We start from the raw sequence: 15749 nt of genomic DNA, 5'->3' as shown, positions 1-15749 counted from the left end.
GGCGGGGTTCACTCCTCCCGGGCGACGGCCAGCCCCGGTCGGCGATCCGGCCGCTCCGCCGTCCCGGCCGTCCGCTCGGGAGCGGCACTGCCCCGGGCGGGGCCGTCCCCGCGCTCCCGCCGCACGCGGCAGTAGGCGGCGTCGTTGCGGCTGGTGGCGGTGTCCGGGTGCTCGGCGCCGAGCACCCGCCCGCGGGCCGCGGCGACCTCTCGGTGGACGGCGTGCGCCTCGGCCCAGTGTCCGAGGCGCCCCAGGGCGACTGCGGTCTCCCGCCGGCTGACCAGGGTGTCGGGGTGCTCGGGCCCGAGCACGTGCTCCCGGGCGGCGCAGACCTCCCGGGCCTCCGCCAGCGCCTCGGCCCAGTTTCCGAGGCGCCCGAGGTTGACACCCACACCGTGGCGGGCAAGCAGTGTCTCGGGCGCGTGTGCGCCGAGGACGCCGCCGCGCACCGCGGCGAGTTCGCGGTAGGTCTCCAGGGCCTCCGCCCACCGGCCGAGCCGTCCCAGGGCGACGCCCGTCTCGTAGCGGGCGGCCAGGGTCTCCGGGTGCTCGGCGCCGAGCACCCGGGCCCGGCCGGCGGCGACCTGGAGGTGGACGGCGAGCGCCTCCGCCCACCACCCCCGGCGGGACAGCTCGGCGCCCTCGCGGTGCCGGTCGGCGAGAGCGCCGAGAACCTCCGGTGCGGTGGGGGCGGCCGCAGGCCGGCCGGGCGGGCGCACGCGCCGGGCGCGCCCCGCGGGGGCGTGGGTCCACCGGCGGTTGAGCGGGGCGGGAGGCGGCGCCGTCCGACTGCCCGAGGCCCTCGCCGGGGCGCCGGGGCGGACCCCGCCGGCCCATCCGGGCAGCGGCCCGGGGCGGACCGGACGGGGAGCGCCCCCGGACGGGACCGACGCCAGCCGTCCCGCGAGTTCGGCCGCGTGCTGGGGGCGGTCGTCCGGCGACTTGGCGAGGAGTTCCAGCACCACCCGGTCGAGGGCCTCGGGGAGTTCGGGACGCAGCTCGCGCAGCGGCCGTGGGACCGTGTCCCGGTGGCCGACGAGGACCGACCAGGCGTCCTCCAGGTCGAACGGCGGCGATCCGGTGGCGATCTCGTACAGCACGCAGCCCAGCGAGTACAGGTCGCTGCGACGGTCCACCCCGGTGCCGGCGATCTGCTCGGGCGACATGTAGTGCGGCGTGCCCATGGGCACGCCGGTCCCGGTGAGCTCGGTGCTGAGTCCGCCCTCGTGGCCGGGGCTGGCGATGCCGAAGTCGCACAGCTTCACCGTCCCGTCCGCAAGGCGCACCACGTTGGCCGGTTTGAGGTCCCGGTGCACGATGCCGCGGTCGTGGGTGTAGTCGAGGGCACGGGCGATCTGGTGGGCGATGTCGAGCACCTCGGGCACCGGCAGCGGACGGCGCTCCCCGTCGTTCAGCAGGCGGCTGAGGTCCCGGCCGTCCAGGAGTTCCATCACGAGGTAGAGCAGGCCCTCGTGCTCGCCGAAGTCGTGGACCACGGTGATGCCCCGGTGCTGGAGCCCCGCCGCCACCCGGGCCTCCCGGCGGAACCGCACCCGCAGCAGTCTGGCGTGGTCGGCCTGGGGGCCTGGTGGTTTGAGGCACTTCACCGCGACGGGGCGTCCCAGCGACTCGTCGGTGGCCCGCCAGACCACTCCCATGCCCCCGCGGCCGATCACCTCCTGCAGCCGGTACCTGCCGTGAATCAGTTCGGTGTCCCCCATCGAGCGCCGCCCCCGTCATGGCTCCGTTCTCCCCTGCTGCCCCCAGTATGGCGGGCTCGGCACCGCCCGCGGGATGCGGTGCGCGGACGGTCTCCGCGTCCGGGCCGCCCCGAAGCGGCCCGGAACGGCCGCGCGGACGTTCCGCCCGGGCCCGTGAGCTGCGACAGTGGCAGCAGACGGGCGGTGAACGCGAGGAAGAGGAGCCGACCATGAAGCAGCTGATCAACGTGCCGGAGAGCGTGGTGGCCGACGCGCTCCGCGGAATGGCCGCGGCCCATCCGGAACTCGCGGTGGACGTGGAACGGCGGGTCGTGGTCCGCCGGGACGCCCCGGTGGCGGACAAGGTGGGCCTGGTCTCGGGTGGCGGCTCCGGCCACGAGCCGCTGCACGCGGGTTTCGTCGGCCCGGGGATGCTCGACGCGGCCTGTCCGGGCGAGGTCTTCACCTCTCCGGTGCCGGACCAGATGGTGCGGGCCGCGGCGGCCGTGGACAGCGGCCGTGGCGTGCTGTTCGTGGTGAAGAACTACACCGGCGACGTGCTGAACTTCGACATGGCCGCGGAGCTCGCCGAGGACGAGGGCGTGTCGGTGGCCAAGGTGCTGGTGCAGGACGACGTGGCCGTCAGGGACAGCCTGTTCACCGCGGGCAGGCGCGGCACCGGCGGCACGCTGTTCGTGGAGAAGCTGGCGGGCGCGGCCGCCGAGGCGGGCGCCACACTGGAGGAGGTGGCCGCGGTGGCGCGGCGGGTCGCCGACTCCTGCCGCAGCTTCGGAGTGGCGCTCAGTGCGTGCACCACGCCTGCCAAGGGGTCCCCCACCTTCGATCTGCCCGCCGGGGAGCTGGAGCTGGGCATCGGCATCCACGGTGAACCCGGCAGGGAGCGCCGGGGCATGATGACGGCCGGGGAGATCGCCGACGCCACGGTCGAGGCGCTGCTGGACGACCTCCGCCCGAGCCGTCCGGTGCTGGCGCTGGTGAACGGCATGGGCGCCACGCCGCTGTTGGAGCTGTACGGCTTCAACGCCGAGGTCCAGCGGGCGCTGAGCGGGCGCGGTGTGGCGGTGGCCCGTACTCTCGTCGGAAACCACGTCACTGCGCTGGACATGGCCGGTTGCTCGGTCACCCTGTGCGAGGTGGACGACGAGCTGCTGCGACTGTGGGACGCGCCGGTACGCACCGCAGGATTGCGCTGGGGAAGCTGAGAGGAGCGACGGGAGTGGACATGGACGCCGACTTCTTCCGCAGGTGGCTGGAGGCCGTGGCCGACTCCGTCGGCGAGGAGGCCGCCCGGCTGACCGAGCTGGACTCGCCGATCGGGGACGCGGACCACGGGAGCAATCTGCAACGCGGCTTCACCTCGGTGCGCAGCGCCCTGGGGCAGGAGACCCCGGAGACGCCGGGCGCGGTGCTGATGCTCGCGGGCCGGACCCTGGTCTCCACCGTCGGCGGCGCCTCGGGGCCGCTGTACGGAACGCTGCTGCGCCGTACCGGCAAGGCGCTGGGGAACGCGCCGCGTGCGACCCCGGAGCAGTTGCGGGCCGCGCTGGCCGAGGGGGTGGCAGCGGTGGCCCAGTTGGGTGGCTCCGCCGCGGGCGACAAGACGATGCTGGACGCGCTGGAGCCGGCGGTCGAGGCGCTGGCCGACGGGCCGCGTGCCGCGGCGGACGCCGCGCTGCGGGGAGCCGAGGCCACGGCGCCGATGCAGGCGCGCAAGGGGCGGGCCAGCTATCTCGGTGAGCGCAGCGTCGGGCACCGGGATCCGGGCGCGGCGTCCTCGGCGCTGCTGATGGCGGCGCTCGCGGAGGTGTCCGCCGATGAGTGACGCGGCGGCCTGGCAGGTCGGCGTGGTGCTGGTCTCGCACAGCCGCGAGGTGGCGGAGTCGGTCGCGCGGCTCACGCTGGGGCTGGCGGGCGGCGGCGCGGAGCCGCCGGTGGCTGCGGCCGGCGGCACCGGGGACGGCGGCCTCGGCACGAGCGCCGAGCTGATCGCCGCGGCCGCGCAGCGGGTGGACCGGGGTGCCGGGGTCGTCGTGCTGGCGGACCTGGGCAGTGCGGTGCTCACCGTGCGGGCGCTCCTCGCCGAGGGGGACGAACTGCCCGCCGGTACCCGGCTGGCCGACGCGCCCTTCGTGGAGGGAGCGGTCGCCTCCGTGGTGACGTCCGCCGCCGGAGCCGCCGCGGACGCGGTGGTGGCGGCCGCCGAGGAGGCCTACGAGTACCGCAAGGGCTGACGGCCGTCCCGGCACCGGACCCCGTCGGGACCGGCGGGGCGGGTGAGCCGCGGCACCGGCGGCCGCGCTCAGCCGGTGCCGGGCTCGACCGCTCCGGGCACGGCCTTTCCGGGCAGGAACACCGTGGGTCCCGCCGCGGTGGCCAGCTCGATGCGGCTCAGCGTGGAGCGGTCCAGCTCGGGCAGCGAGTCGAGGGCGAACCAGGCCACTTCGAGCGACTCCTCGTCGTTGACCCGTGCCTCGCCGCCGACCGCGCGGCACCGCAGAGCGACGTCCATGAACTGGCAGTGGTCCCCGTTGCCGTAGACGATGGGCTCCCTGGTCTCGACGAGTACCACCCGCTCGGGAACGCACTCGACCGCGGTCTCCTCCAGGACCTCGCGCACCGCGGTCTCCGCCGGCTGCTCGCCGGGCTCCGGAATCCCTCCGATGGCCGCCCAGCGTCCGGTGTCGCTGCGGCGGCCGAGCAGCAGCCGTCCCTCGTCGTCGAAGACCAGGGCGGTCACGCCCGGCAGGAAGAGGAGCCGGTGACCGATGTCGGCACGGAGTTCGCGGATGAAGTCTGGTGTCGCCATGGCGCGAGCCTAACGACCCCGGAAGCGGTGGGGCCGACGGTGGGCCGACCGGCGGCCCTGCCGACGGCAAGCGAAACCCCGCTTCCCGGCCGAGGCTCCGGAAACCGCTGCGCCGGTCCCGCGCACCCGCGGGAGCCGGACGCGGCCGCGGTGGCCCGCCGTGGAGCCGCGGTCGGCCGGTGGGCGCGGCGGATCAGCCGGTGGGCTGCTGCGCGAGCACGGAGCCTTCCGCGGCGAGCAGCGCGCCCTCACGACAGGCACGAGCGGCCGGCGGCAGCAGCACCTCTCGGCCCGCGTGCAGCACCGTCAGGCCGCCGGCACCGGCGGGGGCGGCTCCGGGGGCGGCCGACTCCCCGAGCCGGCGCAGCACCTGGGCCGCGACGGCCCCGGCGGAGCCGTACAGCGCCGGTGGCGGCTGGTCCGGCGCGCGCAGGGCAGAACGGATGTCCTCGGCGACCAGTTCGTAGTGGGTGCACCCGAGGACGACGGCGCGGACCCCGGCCGGAGTGAGAGCGGCCGCTGCGGCGACCGCCGCCGCCACCGCGGGCGCGTCGCCCCGTTCGATGGCGTCGGCCAGCCCGTGGCAGGGCACCGGAGCCACCTCGACACCGGCGGCGAACTCCTGGATCAGGCGCCGCTGGTACGGGCTTCCGGTAGTGGCCGGGGTGGCCCAGACGGTCATCGGCCCCCCGGAAGCGGCAGCGGGTTTCACCGCCGGGACGGTACCGACCACCGGCAGCGCCGGCTCCCACTCCCGGCGCAGCACCTCCAGTGCGTGCACCGAGGCGGTGTTGCAGGCGATGATCAGCGCGTCCGGCCGGTGCTGAACCGCGGCGCGGGCGCAGGCGAGCGCGCGCTCGGTGATAGAGCCGGCAGTCCGGGGGCCCCAGGGCATGCCGTCCGGGTCGGAGGAGAGGACCAGCTCAGCGTCCGGTCGCAGCCGGCGCACCGCGGCGGCCGCGGCGAGCAGCCCGATTCCCGAGTCGATCAGCGCAATCTTCACGCGGCAAGAGTACGCGGCGAGGGGCGGGCGCCGGTCGCAGCGGCGGCGCCGTCCGGCCCCCGGGGCTGGACGGCAAGGTCACTTGCGGCCGGGGGCCCACTGCATGCCCCAGCTGTACGCGGCGTCCACCGTGCGCTGCGGGCTGACGCCCCGCTCCGGGACGAGGTAGCGCGCCTCCCGGTCGACGACCAGGTCCCCGCCGCGATTGGTGATCAGGGCGAGCGCGCAGACCGTGGAGGGGACGGTGCACTCGTCCAGCGAGAAGTCGATCGGGGCACCGTGCTGGGGGGTGAGCGTGACGGTGGCGTTCAGGTTGGCGAAACTGCGGGCGCCCTCGTAGATGGTGACGAAGATCAGCACCCGTCGGAGGTCCGCGGCGTGATCGAGGTTCACGGTGAGGTTCTCGCCGGTGTCGACGGCGCCGGTGCGGTCGTCGCCGTCCAGCAGCACGTAGGGCGGCTGGTGCAGGGAGCCGAAGGCGTTGCCGAGCGCCTGCACGACGCCCTTGCGGCCGTCGGCCATTTCGTAGAGTGCGCACAGGTCGAGGTCGAGGTCGTGGTGCATCGCCATCGCCCGGCCCAGTTTCTGGCCCCAGCCCTTGAACTGCTTGTGCACCTCCCAGTTGAGGTTGACCCGCATCGTACCGGAGCCGCCGCCCTGCTTCCGCAGCGAGACGGAGGGTGCCTCCTTGGTGAGCGTCACCTTCCTGGGACGTACCGGTGCCGGAGCCTGCGGAGCCACCGGGGTCCGGGGAGCGGGGGCGGCGGGTGGCGCGGCGGGGGCGGGTTCGTCCACGGAGATGCCGAAGTCGCCCGCCAGCCCGGCGAGACCGGTGTCGTACCCCTGACCGACAGCACGGAACTTCCAGGCGCCCTGGCGGCGGTAGAGCTCGCCGAGCACGAAGGCGGTCTCCGTACCGGCGTCCTCGCTGTCGAAGCGGGCGAGTTCGGTTCCGTTCGCCGCGTCGAGGACCCGCACGTGCAACCCGGGGACCCGGCCGAAGCTGCCCCCGTCCGCGGAGGCGGCGATGACGACCGTCTCGACGCCCGGCTCCACCCCGCCCAGATCCACCGAGAGCGTGTCGGTGACGGCGCCGGTTTCCGGACGCTTGCCCTCGTGGCGGACCGCGCCGGAGGCGTGGGCGGGCTGGTTGTAGAAGACGAAGTCCGCGTCCGAACGGACCTTTCCTGCGGTGAGCAGCAGCGCGGAGGCGTCCACGTCGGGGACCCCCGGGCCGGAGCGCCAGACCGTCTCGACCCTGACCCCGGCCGCCGCCAGCGGCACGTTGGTTCCCTTGCGCATCGTCATCGGTGCTCCCCCTCGGGACGGCTCGTGGATCGTGCCGCACTTCCTGCTCGGCTGCCCTCCAACCTATGCCACCGCCCCCGCGGACGCCGCTGGCCCGCCTCCCCGCCGCCGGTCACGCCCCGACCGCGGATCGGGCCGCAGCCCCGGTCTGCGGCGAGGACGGACGCAGTTTTTACCCTACGGAAGGCGTCTGGTGCGACCGTTTTTGACAGATTCGCTCGTATTGGGGACACGTACTCGTCCGGAACCCGCAAAATGACCCCCATACCGGGGTCCTCAACCGGCACATCTTCCGCTTAACTTGTGGAGCATGACCTCCCCCTCCCTCGGTGGAAGCTACGGCGGTGGTTACTACACCGCACGGCCCTTTGCCGACACTCCGATCTACGACAGCCTGGTGGCCGAGCGGGGCACCCCGCAGATCGCCCCCATCCGGGTACCGGCCGCCTACGAAGCGCCGAGCAGTAACCTGCCCGCCCTGCCGTCGGCGCTGCCGGCACTCGCGGCGGGACCCTCCTCCCACTTCCCCCAGCGGGGGTACCAGACCGCGCAGCAGCCCACCCCGTCGTACTTCCCGCAGCAGGCCGGGCCCGACCGCGGCTACCAGGCCCCGCAGCCGTACCCGCAGTACCAGCAGCAGGCCCCGCAGCAGCCGCAGTACCAGCAGCCGATGCGCCCGGTGGCGCCGCGGCCCGCCGTCCCGCGGCAGATGCCCGGCATGTACGAGGACCCGTACGGACGGCAGCACCCCGCTCCCGGGTACTGAGCCGGCCGATCACAGGGGAAGCGCCCGGGCTCGCCGTGCCATGCCGCCCGAATGGGAGGATGGCGGCATGCCGACGCCCGTGCTCCGCACCCTGCATGTGTACCCCGTGAAGGCCCTGGGCGGCTGGTCGCCCGGGACGGCCGAGGTGCAGCCGTGGGGGCTGGCGGGGGACCGACGGTGGATGCTGGTCGGCACGGACGACCGCCAGGTGACGCAGCGCCGGCAGCCGCGCCTCGCTCTGGTGTCGGCCGCACCCGCGCCGGGGGATGCGGTGCGGCTGACCGCGCCCGGAATGCCTCCGGGGGAACTGCGGCCGCCGGGCGCATCCGCGGAACGCGTGGTCGTCGGGATCTGGAACTCCCGGGTGCCCGCGCTCCGCGCGGCCGACGAGCAGAGCCGCTGGTTCTCCGAGTACCTCGGGACGCCGGTGCGGGCGGTGCTGCTGGACGACCCGCTCGCACGTCCGGTGGATCCGGCGTTCGGCCGCGAGGGCGAGACCGTGGGCTTCGCCGACGGCTTTCCGCTGCTGCTCACCACCACCGCCTCGCTGAACGCCCTCAACGCCCTGATCGCCCGGGGTGACCACGCCGACGAGGGACCGCTGCCGATGGACCGCTTCCGTCCCAACCTCGTGCTGGACGGAACCGCTCCGTGGGTGGAGGACGGCTGGCGGCGCGTCCGGATCGGCGACGTGGTGTTCCGGGTGGTGAAACCGTGCGGCCGCTGCGTCGTGACCAGCACGGACCAGCGCAGCGCGGTGCGGGGGGTGGAACCGCTGCGCACCCTTGCCCGCCACCGTCGGTCGGGGGATCAGCTGGTCTTCGGCCAGAACCTGATCCCGGAGACCACCGGCAGGGTGCGCAGCGGGGATCGTTGCGAGGTGCTCGCCAGGGCCGAGGTGCCCGACCGGGCGCGAACGCCCTGAGCCCCCGACGGGTGCGGCCCCGGCTTCCTCGGTCCGGGTGCCTGCTCGGCCCGGAGCTGCTCAGCCCGGGTGCTCCCCGGTCTGCTCGCGGAGGCGGGACCGGATCAGGAAGCGCACGCCCTCGGGCGCTTCGAGGGAGAAGCCGGCTGCCGCGCCCCGGCACCACGTCGACGGTGAGGTCGGTGTGCCGCCAGAGTTCGTACTGGCTCACCGAGATCCAGAACGGCACCGGGTCGGCGACCCCGGGCACGGGCAGTTCCTCCAGCAGGACGTCGGAGGACCCGGTCAGGAACTCCCCCCGCACATAGCACATCGGGGCACTGCCATCGCAGCACCCTCCCGACTGGTGGAACATCAGCGGGCCGTGTCTGCCGGTGAGTTCGCGCAGCAGGTCCGCTGCCGCCGGGGTGAGTACCACCCGCTCGCCGCTCGTGTGCGTCTCCTCGGAGGGTCGGACGGGTCCGGCGGGCGCCCGCCGGACCCGCCTCCACGCACCGGGACGACGGCCGGGGAGGCACGTCCGGCCGGGGAGGGACGCGGGGCGGGGGCGCACGTCCAGCGCTGGACAAGGTGGCGGTAGTGCTCGGCGGCGAAGATCTGGACCGCGTGGTCGACCGCGAGTGCGGTGCCCGGGGCGTTGGTGCCGGTGCACGGTTCGCCCAGCGTGAGCCGGGGACGAAGTTCATCCGCTCCACCCGGCGCCGCACCTGGGCGTGGCCCTCGACCCACAGCATCCGGCCGGTCTCGTCGCCCACCGAGAGCAGGTGCGCGCCGTCCTGGGCGACCGTGCCCAGAATGTCGCGGATCAGCGGCATCACACCGGCCAGCGGGTGCTCGGCCCGGCGTGCGGCGAGGTCGTCGGCGGTGAGGTCGACCCGGGCGGGTCCGTCCGGTTCGACGCGCGCCCCCGCGCAGCGGCGCCAGGATTCGGCCACGACGTTGCGGACCGGAAGCCCGATGGTGCCCAGCCTCAGGAAGTCCTGGTGGGCCCGGCGGACCGCGCCGGCCCGCTCGGCGGGGTCCGCACCCGGGGGCAACGCCCGCGGCGCGGCGGAGCGCCCCGACATCCGTGCGGGCGGGAAGCGCCGTCAGCCGGGCACGCGGTCAGCCCATGGCATGGGGGCCGTAGCTGTCCAGCAGCCGGGAGCGGGAGCGCCGCAGCCGATGGGAGACGATCTCCCCGACCGCGAGCGCCAGGGCGTAGCCCAGCGCGGGATCGGCGTCGCAGAGCTTCTTCACCCGTGCCGCGTCGAACTCCAGCGCCCGGACCGGGCTGCCCGTCTCGGCCCCCATGTGCCAGGTGCACGGGGGGAACAGCCACGACCAGCCCAGTAGCTCGCCGTGGCCGACCGTCTCCAGCACCTGCGGGGAGCGGCCCGGCACGTGCTGGTCAAGGGTCACGGAACCGGTGTGGATCACCCAGAACCGGTCGGCGCGCTCCCCCTCCTCGAAGATGCGTTCCCCGGCGGGGAACGCGACCTGCCGTCCCAGGGCACGCAGCCGGTCCGCGTGCTCGGGGGCCAACGCGCCGAGCAGTCCTGTCAACGTGCGCATGTCGGGTGCCCTTTCTCCGCGGGGTTCCCTTCGACCGCGGCCGGCACCGGCCGCGGGGTGTGACGGGCGGCGTATCGGGGACCCGGTGCCGGGAAGCTCGGACACCGCCGCTGGAGGACCAATGGAGACCATCCATTCTCTCACCGAACGCGAGTGCGGGCAGCTCGATGCGCACTGGCGGGCCATGAACTTTCTGGCCGCGGGCCAGCTCTACCTGACCGGGAACCCGCTGCTGCGCGAGGAGCTGCGCCCCGAACACATCAAACCCCGCCAGCTGGGGCACTGGGGCACGTGCCCGGGGCTGGCGCTCGTGTACACGCACCTCAACCGCGTCATCCGCTCCCGTGAGCAGCCCACCCTGTGCGTGTGGGGGCCGGGCCACGGCGCACCGGCGGTACTGGCCGGGGCCTGGCTGGACGGGTCCTACGGCGAGCTGGCGCCGGACTTCGGGCGCGACGAGGCGGGTATGGTCCGGTTCTTCCGGGACTTCTCCCAGCCTGGCGGCGTGGGCAGCCACACCGGACCGGAGGTGCCCGGCTCGATCCAGGAGGGCGGCGAGCTGGGGCACTCGCTCTCGCACGCCTACGGGACGGCCTTCGACAGTCCGGACCAGCTCAGTGTCTGCGTCATCGGCGACGGTGAGGCGGAGACCGGACCGCTCGCCGCGGCCTGGCACGCCAACAAGTTCCTCGACCCGGTGAACGACGGCGCGGTGCTGCCCATCCTCCACCTGAACGGCTACAAGATCGCCGGTCCCACGGTACTCTCCCGCATCCCGGAGGACGAGCTGGACTTCCTGATGCGCGGGTACGGGCACGAGCCGCTGCACGTGTCCGCCGAACCGGACAGCGACCCGGCTGAGGTGCACCGCCGGATGGCCGGCGCGCTCGACGCGGCGCTGGACCGGATCGCGGAGCTCCAGCACGCCGCCCGGGCCGAGGGCCGCACCGAGCGCCCCCGATGGCCGATGATCGTCCTGCGCACCCCGAAGGGGTGGACGGGGCCGCACGAGGTCGACGGGCAGGCCGTGGAGGACACCTGGCGGGCCCACCAGATCCCGCTCTCCGGGGTCGCGGACGACGCCGGGCACCGGGCGGAACTGGCCGCGTGGCTGCGCTCCTACCGGCCGGACGAGCTCTTCGACGAGGGTGGCAGCCCCCGTGCGGAGGTGGTGGCGACGATCCCGTCGGGGCCGTTGCGGCTCGGCGCGGCCCCGCGGGCGAACGGCGGACGGCTGCGCCGCACCCTGCCGCTGCCCGCTCCGGAGGAGTTCGCGGTGCCGGTCGACAGGCCGGGCGGGAGCGTCCACGAACCGACCAAGGAGCTGGGCAGGATGCTGCGCCGGGTCCTGGAGGAGACCGCCGACCGGCGGGACTTCCGCCTCTTCTCGCCGGACGAGATGGACTCCAACCGGCTCTCCGCCGCCTATGACGCATCGGAGAGGGCCTGGCAGGCCGGTACGCGCGGCACCGACATGGACCTCGACCACCACGGCCGGGTGATGGAGGTGCTCTCCGAGCACCTCTGCGAGGGTTGGCTGGAAGGGTACGTGCTCTCCGGCCGGCACGGGATGTTCGCGTCCTACGAGGCTTTCGCGAACATCGTCTCCAGCATGGCCACCCAGCACGCGAAGTGGCTGCAAAGCGCCCGCACGGTGCCCTGGCGGGCGCCGGTGGCCGGGCTGAACCTCCTGCTGACCTCGCACGCCTGGCGCCAGGACCACAACGGCTTCTCGCACCAGGACCCCGGGTTCGTGGACCACGTGCTGAACAAGAGCCCCGACGTGGCCCGGGTCCACTTCCCGCCGGACACCAACACCCTGCTGTGCGTCGCGGAGGAGGTCCTGCACAGCACGGACGTGGTGAACGTCGTGGTGGCCGGGAAGCAACCCGGGTTCGACTGGCTGGGCCCGGCCGAGGCCAGGGCGCACTGCGCGCGCGGCGCCGGGATGTGGGAGTGGGCCGGCACCGAGCAGCCCGGCCGGGAACCGGACGTGGTCCTGGCGTGCGCGGGCGACGTGCCCACCCAGGAGGTGCTGGCCGCGGCCTCGCTGCTGCGCGAGCACCTGCCCGAGGTGGCGCTGCGGGTGGTGAACGTGGTCGACCCGACGAGGCTCGTCCCCCGCGGGCGGCATCCGCGCGGCATGACGGGCACCGAATTCGACGCCCTCTTCACCCGGGACCGGCCGGTGGTCTTCGCCTACCACGGATACCCGTGGCTCATCCACCGGCTGGCGCACGGACGGGCGGCGGCCGAGCGGCTGCACGTGCGCGGCTACCGCGAGATGGGCTCCACCACCACGCCCTTCGACATGGTGGTGCGAAACGACATGGACCGGTACCGGCTGGTCATGGACGTGATCGACCGGTTGCCCGCTCCGGTGGGCCGGGCAACCGCCGTGCGGCAGGCGATGGCGGACGTCCGCGTCCGCCACCACGAGTGGACCCGGACGCACGGAACCGATCTGCCGGAGGTCACCGCGTGGCAGTGGCCGGGCTGATCCGGCCGGTTCCTGTGCGGGACCGGGGCCGGGCCCGGCCCCGCGGCTCTCCCGTGCCGCCCCGCAGCTGTGCCGCAGGGCGGCGGTGTCCGCTCAGACCTCGACGTCCTCCAGGACCCCGAGCGCGTCCGGTACCAGGACGGCCGCGGAGTAGTAGACGCTGACCAGGTAGGAGATCACCGCCTTCTCGTTGACTCCCATGAAGCGGACGTTGAGGCTCGGTTCGAACTCGTCGGGGATACCGGTCTGGTGCAGTCCGACGACCCCCTCGTTCTCCTGGCCGACCCGCATGGCCAGGATCGAGCTGGTGTTGGTGGGACTGACCGGGATCTTGTTGCAGGGCAGCAGGGGGATGCCACGCCAGCTGCGCACGGTGGTGCCGTTCAGCTCGGTCTCCGGCGGGTAGATCCCACGGCTGCTGCACTCGCGCCCGATGGCCGCGATCGCCCGCGGATGGGCGAGCAGGAACTGCGTCTTGCGACGGCGGGAGATCAGGTTGTCAAGGTCGTCGGGGGTGGGCGGGCCGGTGCGGGTGTGCAGCCGCTGCTTGAGGTCGGCGTTGTGGAGCAGCCCGAAGTCCCGGTTGTTGATCAGCTCGTGCTCCTGGCGCTCCCGCAGTGCCTGGACAGTGAGCCTGAGCTGCTCCTCCACCTGGTTCATCGGCTCGTTGTAGAGATCCGCCACCCGGGAGTGCACCCGCAGCACCGTCTGCGCCACGCTCAGTTCGTACTCGCGGGGGGTGGTGTCGTAGTCGACGAAGGTGCCCGGTAGCTCGAGTTCGCCGTGGTGGCCCGAGGCGAGCTCGATGTCCGCCTCGCCGCGCTGATTCTGCCGCGGCAGCGTACGGGAGACGAACCCGTCGAGGTGTGCCCGCAGGCCGCCGGCCTGGGCGGCCACCGCCTCGAACTCGGAGAGCGGAAGGGCCAGCACCGTGCAGCGGGTCACGGCCCGCAGGGTGCAGCCCCACTCCACTTCCTCGCCGAAGAGCGCGTGCTCACCGGCCCAGTCGCCGTCGGCGAGTACTCCGAGGTCCGTCTCGGCGTCGTACTCGCCCGCACCGACCTTGTTGATCTTGCCGTGCGCGATCAGCAGCACCTCCTCGATCGGTCGGCCGTTCTCCGCGAGGGCCGCACCGGGCTCGTACTCGCGCTGGACGCAGCGGCTCGCCAGTTGCTGGAGCTCCTCGGTGCCCTCGAAACCGTGCAACGGCGGCAGTTCGGTGAGCTGTGCGGGAATGACGCGCACCTCGGCGCCGGTGGTGACGAACTCGACGCGTCCGTTTCCGACGGTGTGGCTCAGCCTGCGGTTCACCCGGTAGGTGCCGGCCGAGACCTGCTCCCAGGGCAGGATCTTCAGAAGCCACCGGGAGGAGATGCCCTGCATCTGCGGGGGCGTCTTGGTGGTGGTGGCCAACTGCCGGGCGGCGGCGGTGTCGAGACTGGTCGTGGCGGAGTGGGACATGCGGCGGAAGCCTTCCGTTGGAGAGAGTGCGCGCGTCCGTCCGCCGCCCCCGTCGAGCGGCGGCGGACGGGTCGGGCGCACGGCCCGGGGTGCGGTCAGGGCCGGGTCGCGGTGCGAGTCCGGCGGGACATGCGGCGGGTCAGAGTCCGATCTCGACGTCCTCCAGGACGGCCAACGCGTCGGGCACCAGTACCGCGGCCGAGAAGTAGGCGCTCACGAGGTAGGAGATGATCGCCTTCTCGTTGATCCCCATGAAACGGACCGACAGGCTGGGCCGGTACTCGTCCGGGATGCCCGTGCGGTGCAGCCCCACGACGCCCTGGGACTGCTCGCCGGTGCGCATCGCGAGCACCGAGGTCGTGCCGGTCTCGCTGATCGGGATCTTGTTGCAGGGCAGGATCGGGACTCCCCGCCACGCAGGGACGGCGTGCCCCTGGATCTCGGTGCCGGCGGGAAGGATACCGCGGGCCGTGCACTGCCGCCCGAAGGCGGCGATCGCCTTCGGGTGGGCGAGGATGACACCGGGCTCCTTCCAGACACTGGCCAGCAGGTCGTCGAAGTCGTCGGGGGTGGGCGGGCCGGTGCGAGTGTGCAGGCGGTGGTCGAGGTCGGCGTTGTGAAGCAGGCCGAACTCCCGGTTGTTGACCAGTTCGTTCTCCTGGCGCTCCCGCAGTGCCTCCACGGTGAGCCTGAGCTGCTCCTCCACCTGGTTCATCGGCTCGTTGTAGAGATCCGCCACCCGGGAGTGCACCCGCAGCACCGTCTGCGCCACGCTCAGGCCGTACTCGCGGGGCGTGGCGTCGTAGTCCACATAGGTGCCGGGCAGTTCCAGCTCCCCGTGGTGGCCGGCGGCCAGTTCGATCTCGCGCTCCCCCTCCGGGGTGCGCTGCACCGGAAGTGCGGTGCGGAAGGCGGTGAGGTGCGCGCGCAGCCCCGGCGCCCGCTCCAGCGTCTCCTCGAACCCCTGGCGGGCGAGGGTCAGCACGGTGCCGCTGGTGAGCGAGCGGAGCCCGAACTGCCACTGCCCCGGGCTCTCCTGGAGCAGGTGGCGGTCACCGAGGTAGTCGCCGTCGGCCAGGACGCCGAGCGAGGTCTCGCCGTCGTAGGCGCCGACCCCGACCCGGTCGAGTTTTCCGTGGGCGATGAGCACCACGCGGTCCGCCGGCCGGCCCGCCTCCAGGATCATCTCGCCGGGGGTGAAGTCGCGCTGGACGAACCGGCCGGCCAGCTCCTCCAACACCGCGGAGTCCTCGTAGCCGCGGAGCATGGGAAGTTCGCCGAGTTCGGCGGGGATCACCCGGATCTCCGCGCCGGTCGACACGAATTCGACCCGGCCGTCGCCCAGGGTGTGACTGGTGCGCCGGTTCACCCGGAAGGTGCCGCCGGAGACCTGGACCCAGGGCAGCACCTTGAGCAGCCACCGGGACGAGATGCCCTGCATCTGCGGAGGCGTCTTGGTGGTGGTGGCCAACTGCCGGGCGGCGGCAGTGGCCAGGCTGAGCGGTGGGCTCGGAGTGCTGTTGCCGGAGTTTGTCTCGACCGAAGCCGTCACGCAGGACACCACCTGTCTTGAGTGCGAACGCGAGGGGGGTTCCCCTGAGGTGCGCGAGAAAAGTAGCCAGAAGAGACGATCAACGGCAATCACTCAAAAGAGAGGACAATAGCTGGAATGCGCCCGGTGATTGACGGGTAGCCAACGCGCTTT

The 15749-nt window shown here is 73.5% G+C and carries 13 protein-coding genes and 1 pseudogene; 6 read left to right on the top strand and 8 right to left on the bottom strand.

All coding sequences use genetic code 11. The annotated features are described in order from the left end of the window. Nucleotides 1-8 precede the first annotated feature (8 nt). Nucleotides 9-1721 carry a serine/threonine-protein kinase gene (locus tag H300_RS27395; RefSeq protein ID WP_051270124.1) on the bottom strand — a complete coding sequence of 571 codons (1713 nt, stop codon included), beginning with the start codon at nt 1719-1721 and terminating at the stop codon, nt 9-11. Between the two features lie 209 nt (nt 1722-1930). Between H300_RS27395 and dhaK the strand changes: the two genes are divergently transcribed. From dhaK to H300_RS0116975, 3 genes are read left to right on the top strand one after another with little or no spacing between them, the layout of a single operon-like run. Continuing rightward, on the top strand, nt 1931-2923 hold the full coding sequence (dhaK, locus tag H300_RS0116985) for a dihydroxyacetone kinase subunit DhaK (protein ID WP_028428389.1): 993 nt from the start codon (nt 1931-1933) through the stop codon (nt 2921-2923). A 20-nt stretch (nt 2924-2943) separates the two neighbouring features. After that, nucleotides 2944-3543, top strand: a complete 600-nt coding sequence (gene dhaL, locus H300_RS0116980; protein WP_028428388.1) for a dihydroxyacetone kinase subunit DhaL — start codon at nt 2944-2946, stop codon at nt 3541-3543. Next, a complete protein-coding gene (locus tag H300_RS0116975) occupies nt 3536-3952 on the top strand; it encodes a PTS sugar transporter subunit IIA domain-containing protein (protein WP_028428387.1) in 417 nt (138 codons plus the stop codon). The genes dhaL and H300_RS0116975 overlap by 8 nt, the downstream gene beginning before the upstream one ends. A gap of 68 nt (nt 3953-4020) precedes the next feature. On the opposite strand, the gene H300_RS0116970 is transcribed toward H300_RS0116975, so the two are convergent. The 3 genes from H300_RS0116970 to H300_RS0116960 form a co-directional block, all read right to left on the bottom strand. Continuing rightward, the gene (locus tag H300_RS0116970; protein WP_028428386.1) at nt 4021-4527 is read right to left on the bottom strand and encodes an NUDIX hydrolase; all 507 of its coding nucleotides are present in this window, start codon (nt 4525-4527) and stop codon (nt 4021-4023) included. 193 nt (nt 4528-4720) lie between these two features. Further along, nucleotides 4721-5530, bottom strand: a complete 810-nt coding sequence (locus tag H300_RS27390; RefSeq protein ID WP_037980768.1) for an aspartate/glutamate racemase family protein — start codon at nt 5528-5530, stop codon at nt 4721-4723. A gap of 78 nt (nt 5531-5608) precedes the next feature. Next, nucleotides 5609-6832, bottom strand: a complete 1224-nt coding sequence (locus tag H300_RS0116960) for a TerD domain-containing protein (protein ID WP_028428385.1) — start codon at nt 6830-6832, stop codon at nt 5609-5611. Nucleotides 6833-7148: 316 nt separating this feature from the next. Here H300_RS0116960 and H300_RS0116955 point away from each other — a divergent pair, with 316 nt between their 5' ends. After that, nucleotides 7149-7604, top strand: coding sequence for a DUF6643 family protein (locus H300_RS0116955; RefSeq protein ID WP_028428384.1), 456 nt, complete (start codon nt 7149-7151; stop codon nt 7602-7604). Nucleotides 7605-7671: 67 nt separating this feature from the next. Then, nucleotides 7672-8529, top strand: a complete 858-nt coding sequence (locus H300_RS0116950) for an MOSC N-terminal beta barrel domain-containing protein (protein ID WP_028428383.1) — start codon at nt 7672-7674, stop codon at nt 8527-8529. Between the two features lie 60 nt (nt 8530-8589). On the opposite strand, the pseudogene H300_RS30370 reads toward H300_RS0116950, so the two are convergent. Continuing rightward, nucleotides 8590-8947 (bottom strand): annotated as a pseudogene (locus H300_RS30370) (DUF779 domain-containing protein). A gap of 686 nt (nt 8948-9633) precedes the next feature. Continuing rightward, nucleotides 9634-10083 carry a cyclic nucleotide-binding domain-containing protein gene (locus H300_RS0116945; RefSeq protein ID WP_028428382.1) on the bottom strand — a complete coding sequence of 150 codons (450 nt, stop codon included), beginning with the start codon at nt 10081-10083 and terminating at the stop codon, nt 9634-9636. Between the two features lie 121 nt (nt 10084-10204). On the opposite strand from H300_RS0116945, the gene H300_RS0116940 reads away from it, so the two are divergent. Beyond that, nucleotides 10205-12583: a phosphoketolase family protein gene (locus tag H300_RS0116940; protein ID WP_028428381.1), complete on the top strand. Its 2379-nt coding sequence runs from the start codon at nt 10205-10207 to the stop codon at nt 12581-12583. 93 nt (nt 12584-12676) lie between these two features. Here the strand turns inward: H300_RS0116940 and H300_RS0116935 are convergent, their stop codons facing one another. Continuing rightward, the gene (locus H300_RS0116935; protein WP_028428380.1) at nt 12677-14044 is read right to left on the bottom strand and encodes a family 2B encapsulin nanocompartment shell protein; all 1368 of its coding nucleotides are present in this window, start codon (nt 14042-14044) and stop codon (nt 12677-12679) included. Between the two features lie 139 nt (nt 14045-14183). Beyond that, nucleotides 14184-15596 (bottom strand): family 2B encapsulin nanocompartment shell protein, encoded by a 1413-nt coding sequence (locus H300_RS0116930; RefSeq protein ID WP_028428379.1) that lies wholly within the window; start codon nt 15594-15596, stop codon nt 14184-14186. Nucleotides 15597-15749: the final 153 nt, after the last annotated feature.

Source organism: Streptomyces sp. TAA040, assembly GCF_000424845.1.
This window is presented reverse-complemented; position numbering and strand designations above follow the sequence as displayed.

Excerpts from the sequence above, each read along its gene's own strand:
- H300_RS27395 (WP_051270124.1), bottom strand. The coding sequence starts at position 1,721 with ATGGGGGACACCGAACTGATTCACGGCAGGTACCGGCTGCAGGAGGTG.
- dhaK (WP_028428389.1), top strand. The coding sequence starts at position 1,931 with ATGAAGCAGCTGATCAACGTGCCGGAGAGCGTGGTGGCCGACGCGCTC.
- dhaL (WP_028428388.1), top strand. The coding sequence starts at position 2,944 with ATGGACGCCGACTTCTTCCGCAGGTGGCTGGAGGCCGTGGCCGACTCC.
- H300_RS0116975 (WP_028428387.1), top strand. The coding sequence starts at position 3,536 with ATGAGTGACGCGGCGGCCTGGCAGGTCGGCGTGGTGCTGGTCTCGCAC.
- H300_RS0116970 (WP_028428386.1), bottom strand. The coding sequence starts at position 4,527 with ATGGCGACACCAGACTTCATCCGCGAACTCCGTGCCGACATCGGTCAC.
- H300_RS0116960 (WP_028428385.1), bottom strand. The coding sequence starts at position 6,832 with ATGCGCAAGGGAACCAACGTGCCGCTGGCGGCGGCCGGGGTCAGGGTC.
- H300_RS0116955 (WP_028428384.1), top strand. The coding sequence starts at position 7,149 with ATGACCTCCCCCTCCCTCGGTGGAAGCTACGGCGGTGGTTACTACACC.
- H300_RS0116950 (WP_028428383.1), top strand. The coding sequence starts at position 7,672 with ATGCCGACGCCCGTGCTCCGCACCCTGCATGTGTACCCCGTGAAGGCC.
- H300_RS0116945 (WP_028428382.1), bottom strand. The coding sequence starts at position 10,083 with ATGCGCACGTTGACAGGACTGCTCGGCGCGTTGGCCCCCGAGCACGCG.
- H300_RS0116940 (WP_028428381.1), top strand. The coding sequence starts at position 10,205 with ATGGAGACCATCCATTCTCTCACCGAACGCGAGTGCGGGCAGCTCGAT.
- H300_RS0116935 (WP_028428380.1), bottom strand. The coding sequence starts at position 14,044 with ATGTCCCACTCCGCCACGACCAGTCTCGACACCGCCGCCGCCCGGCAG.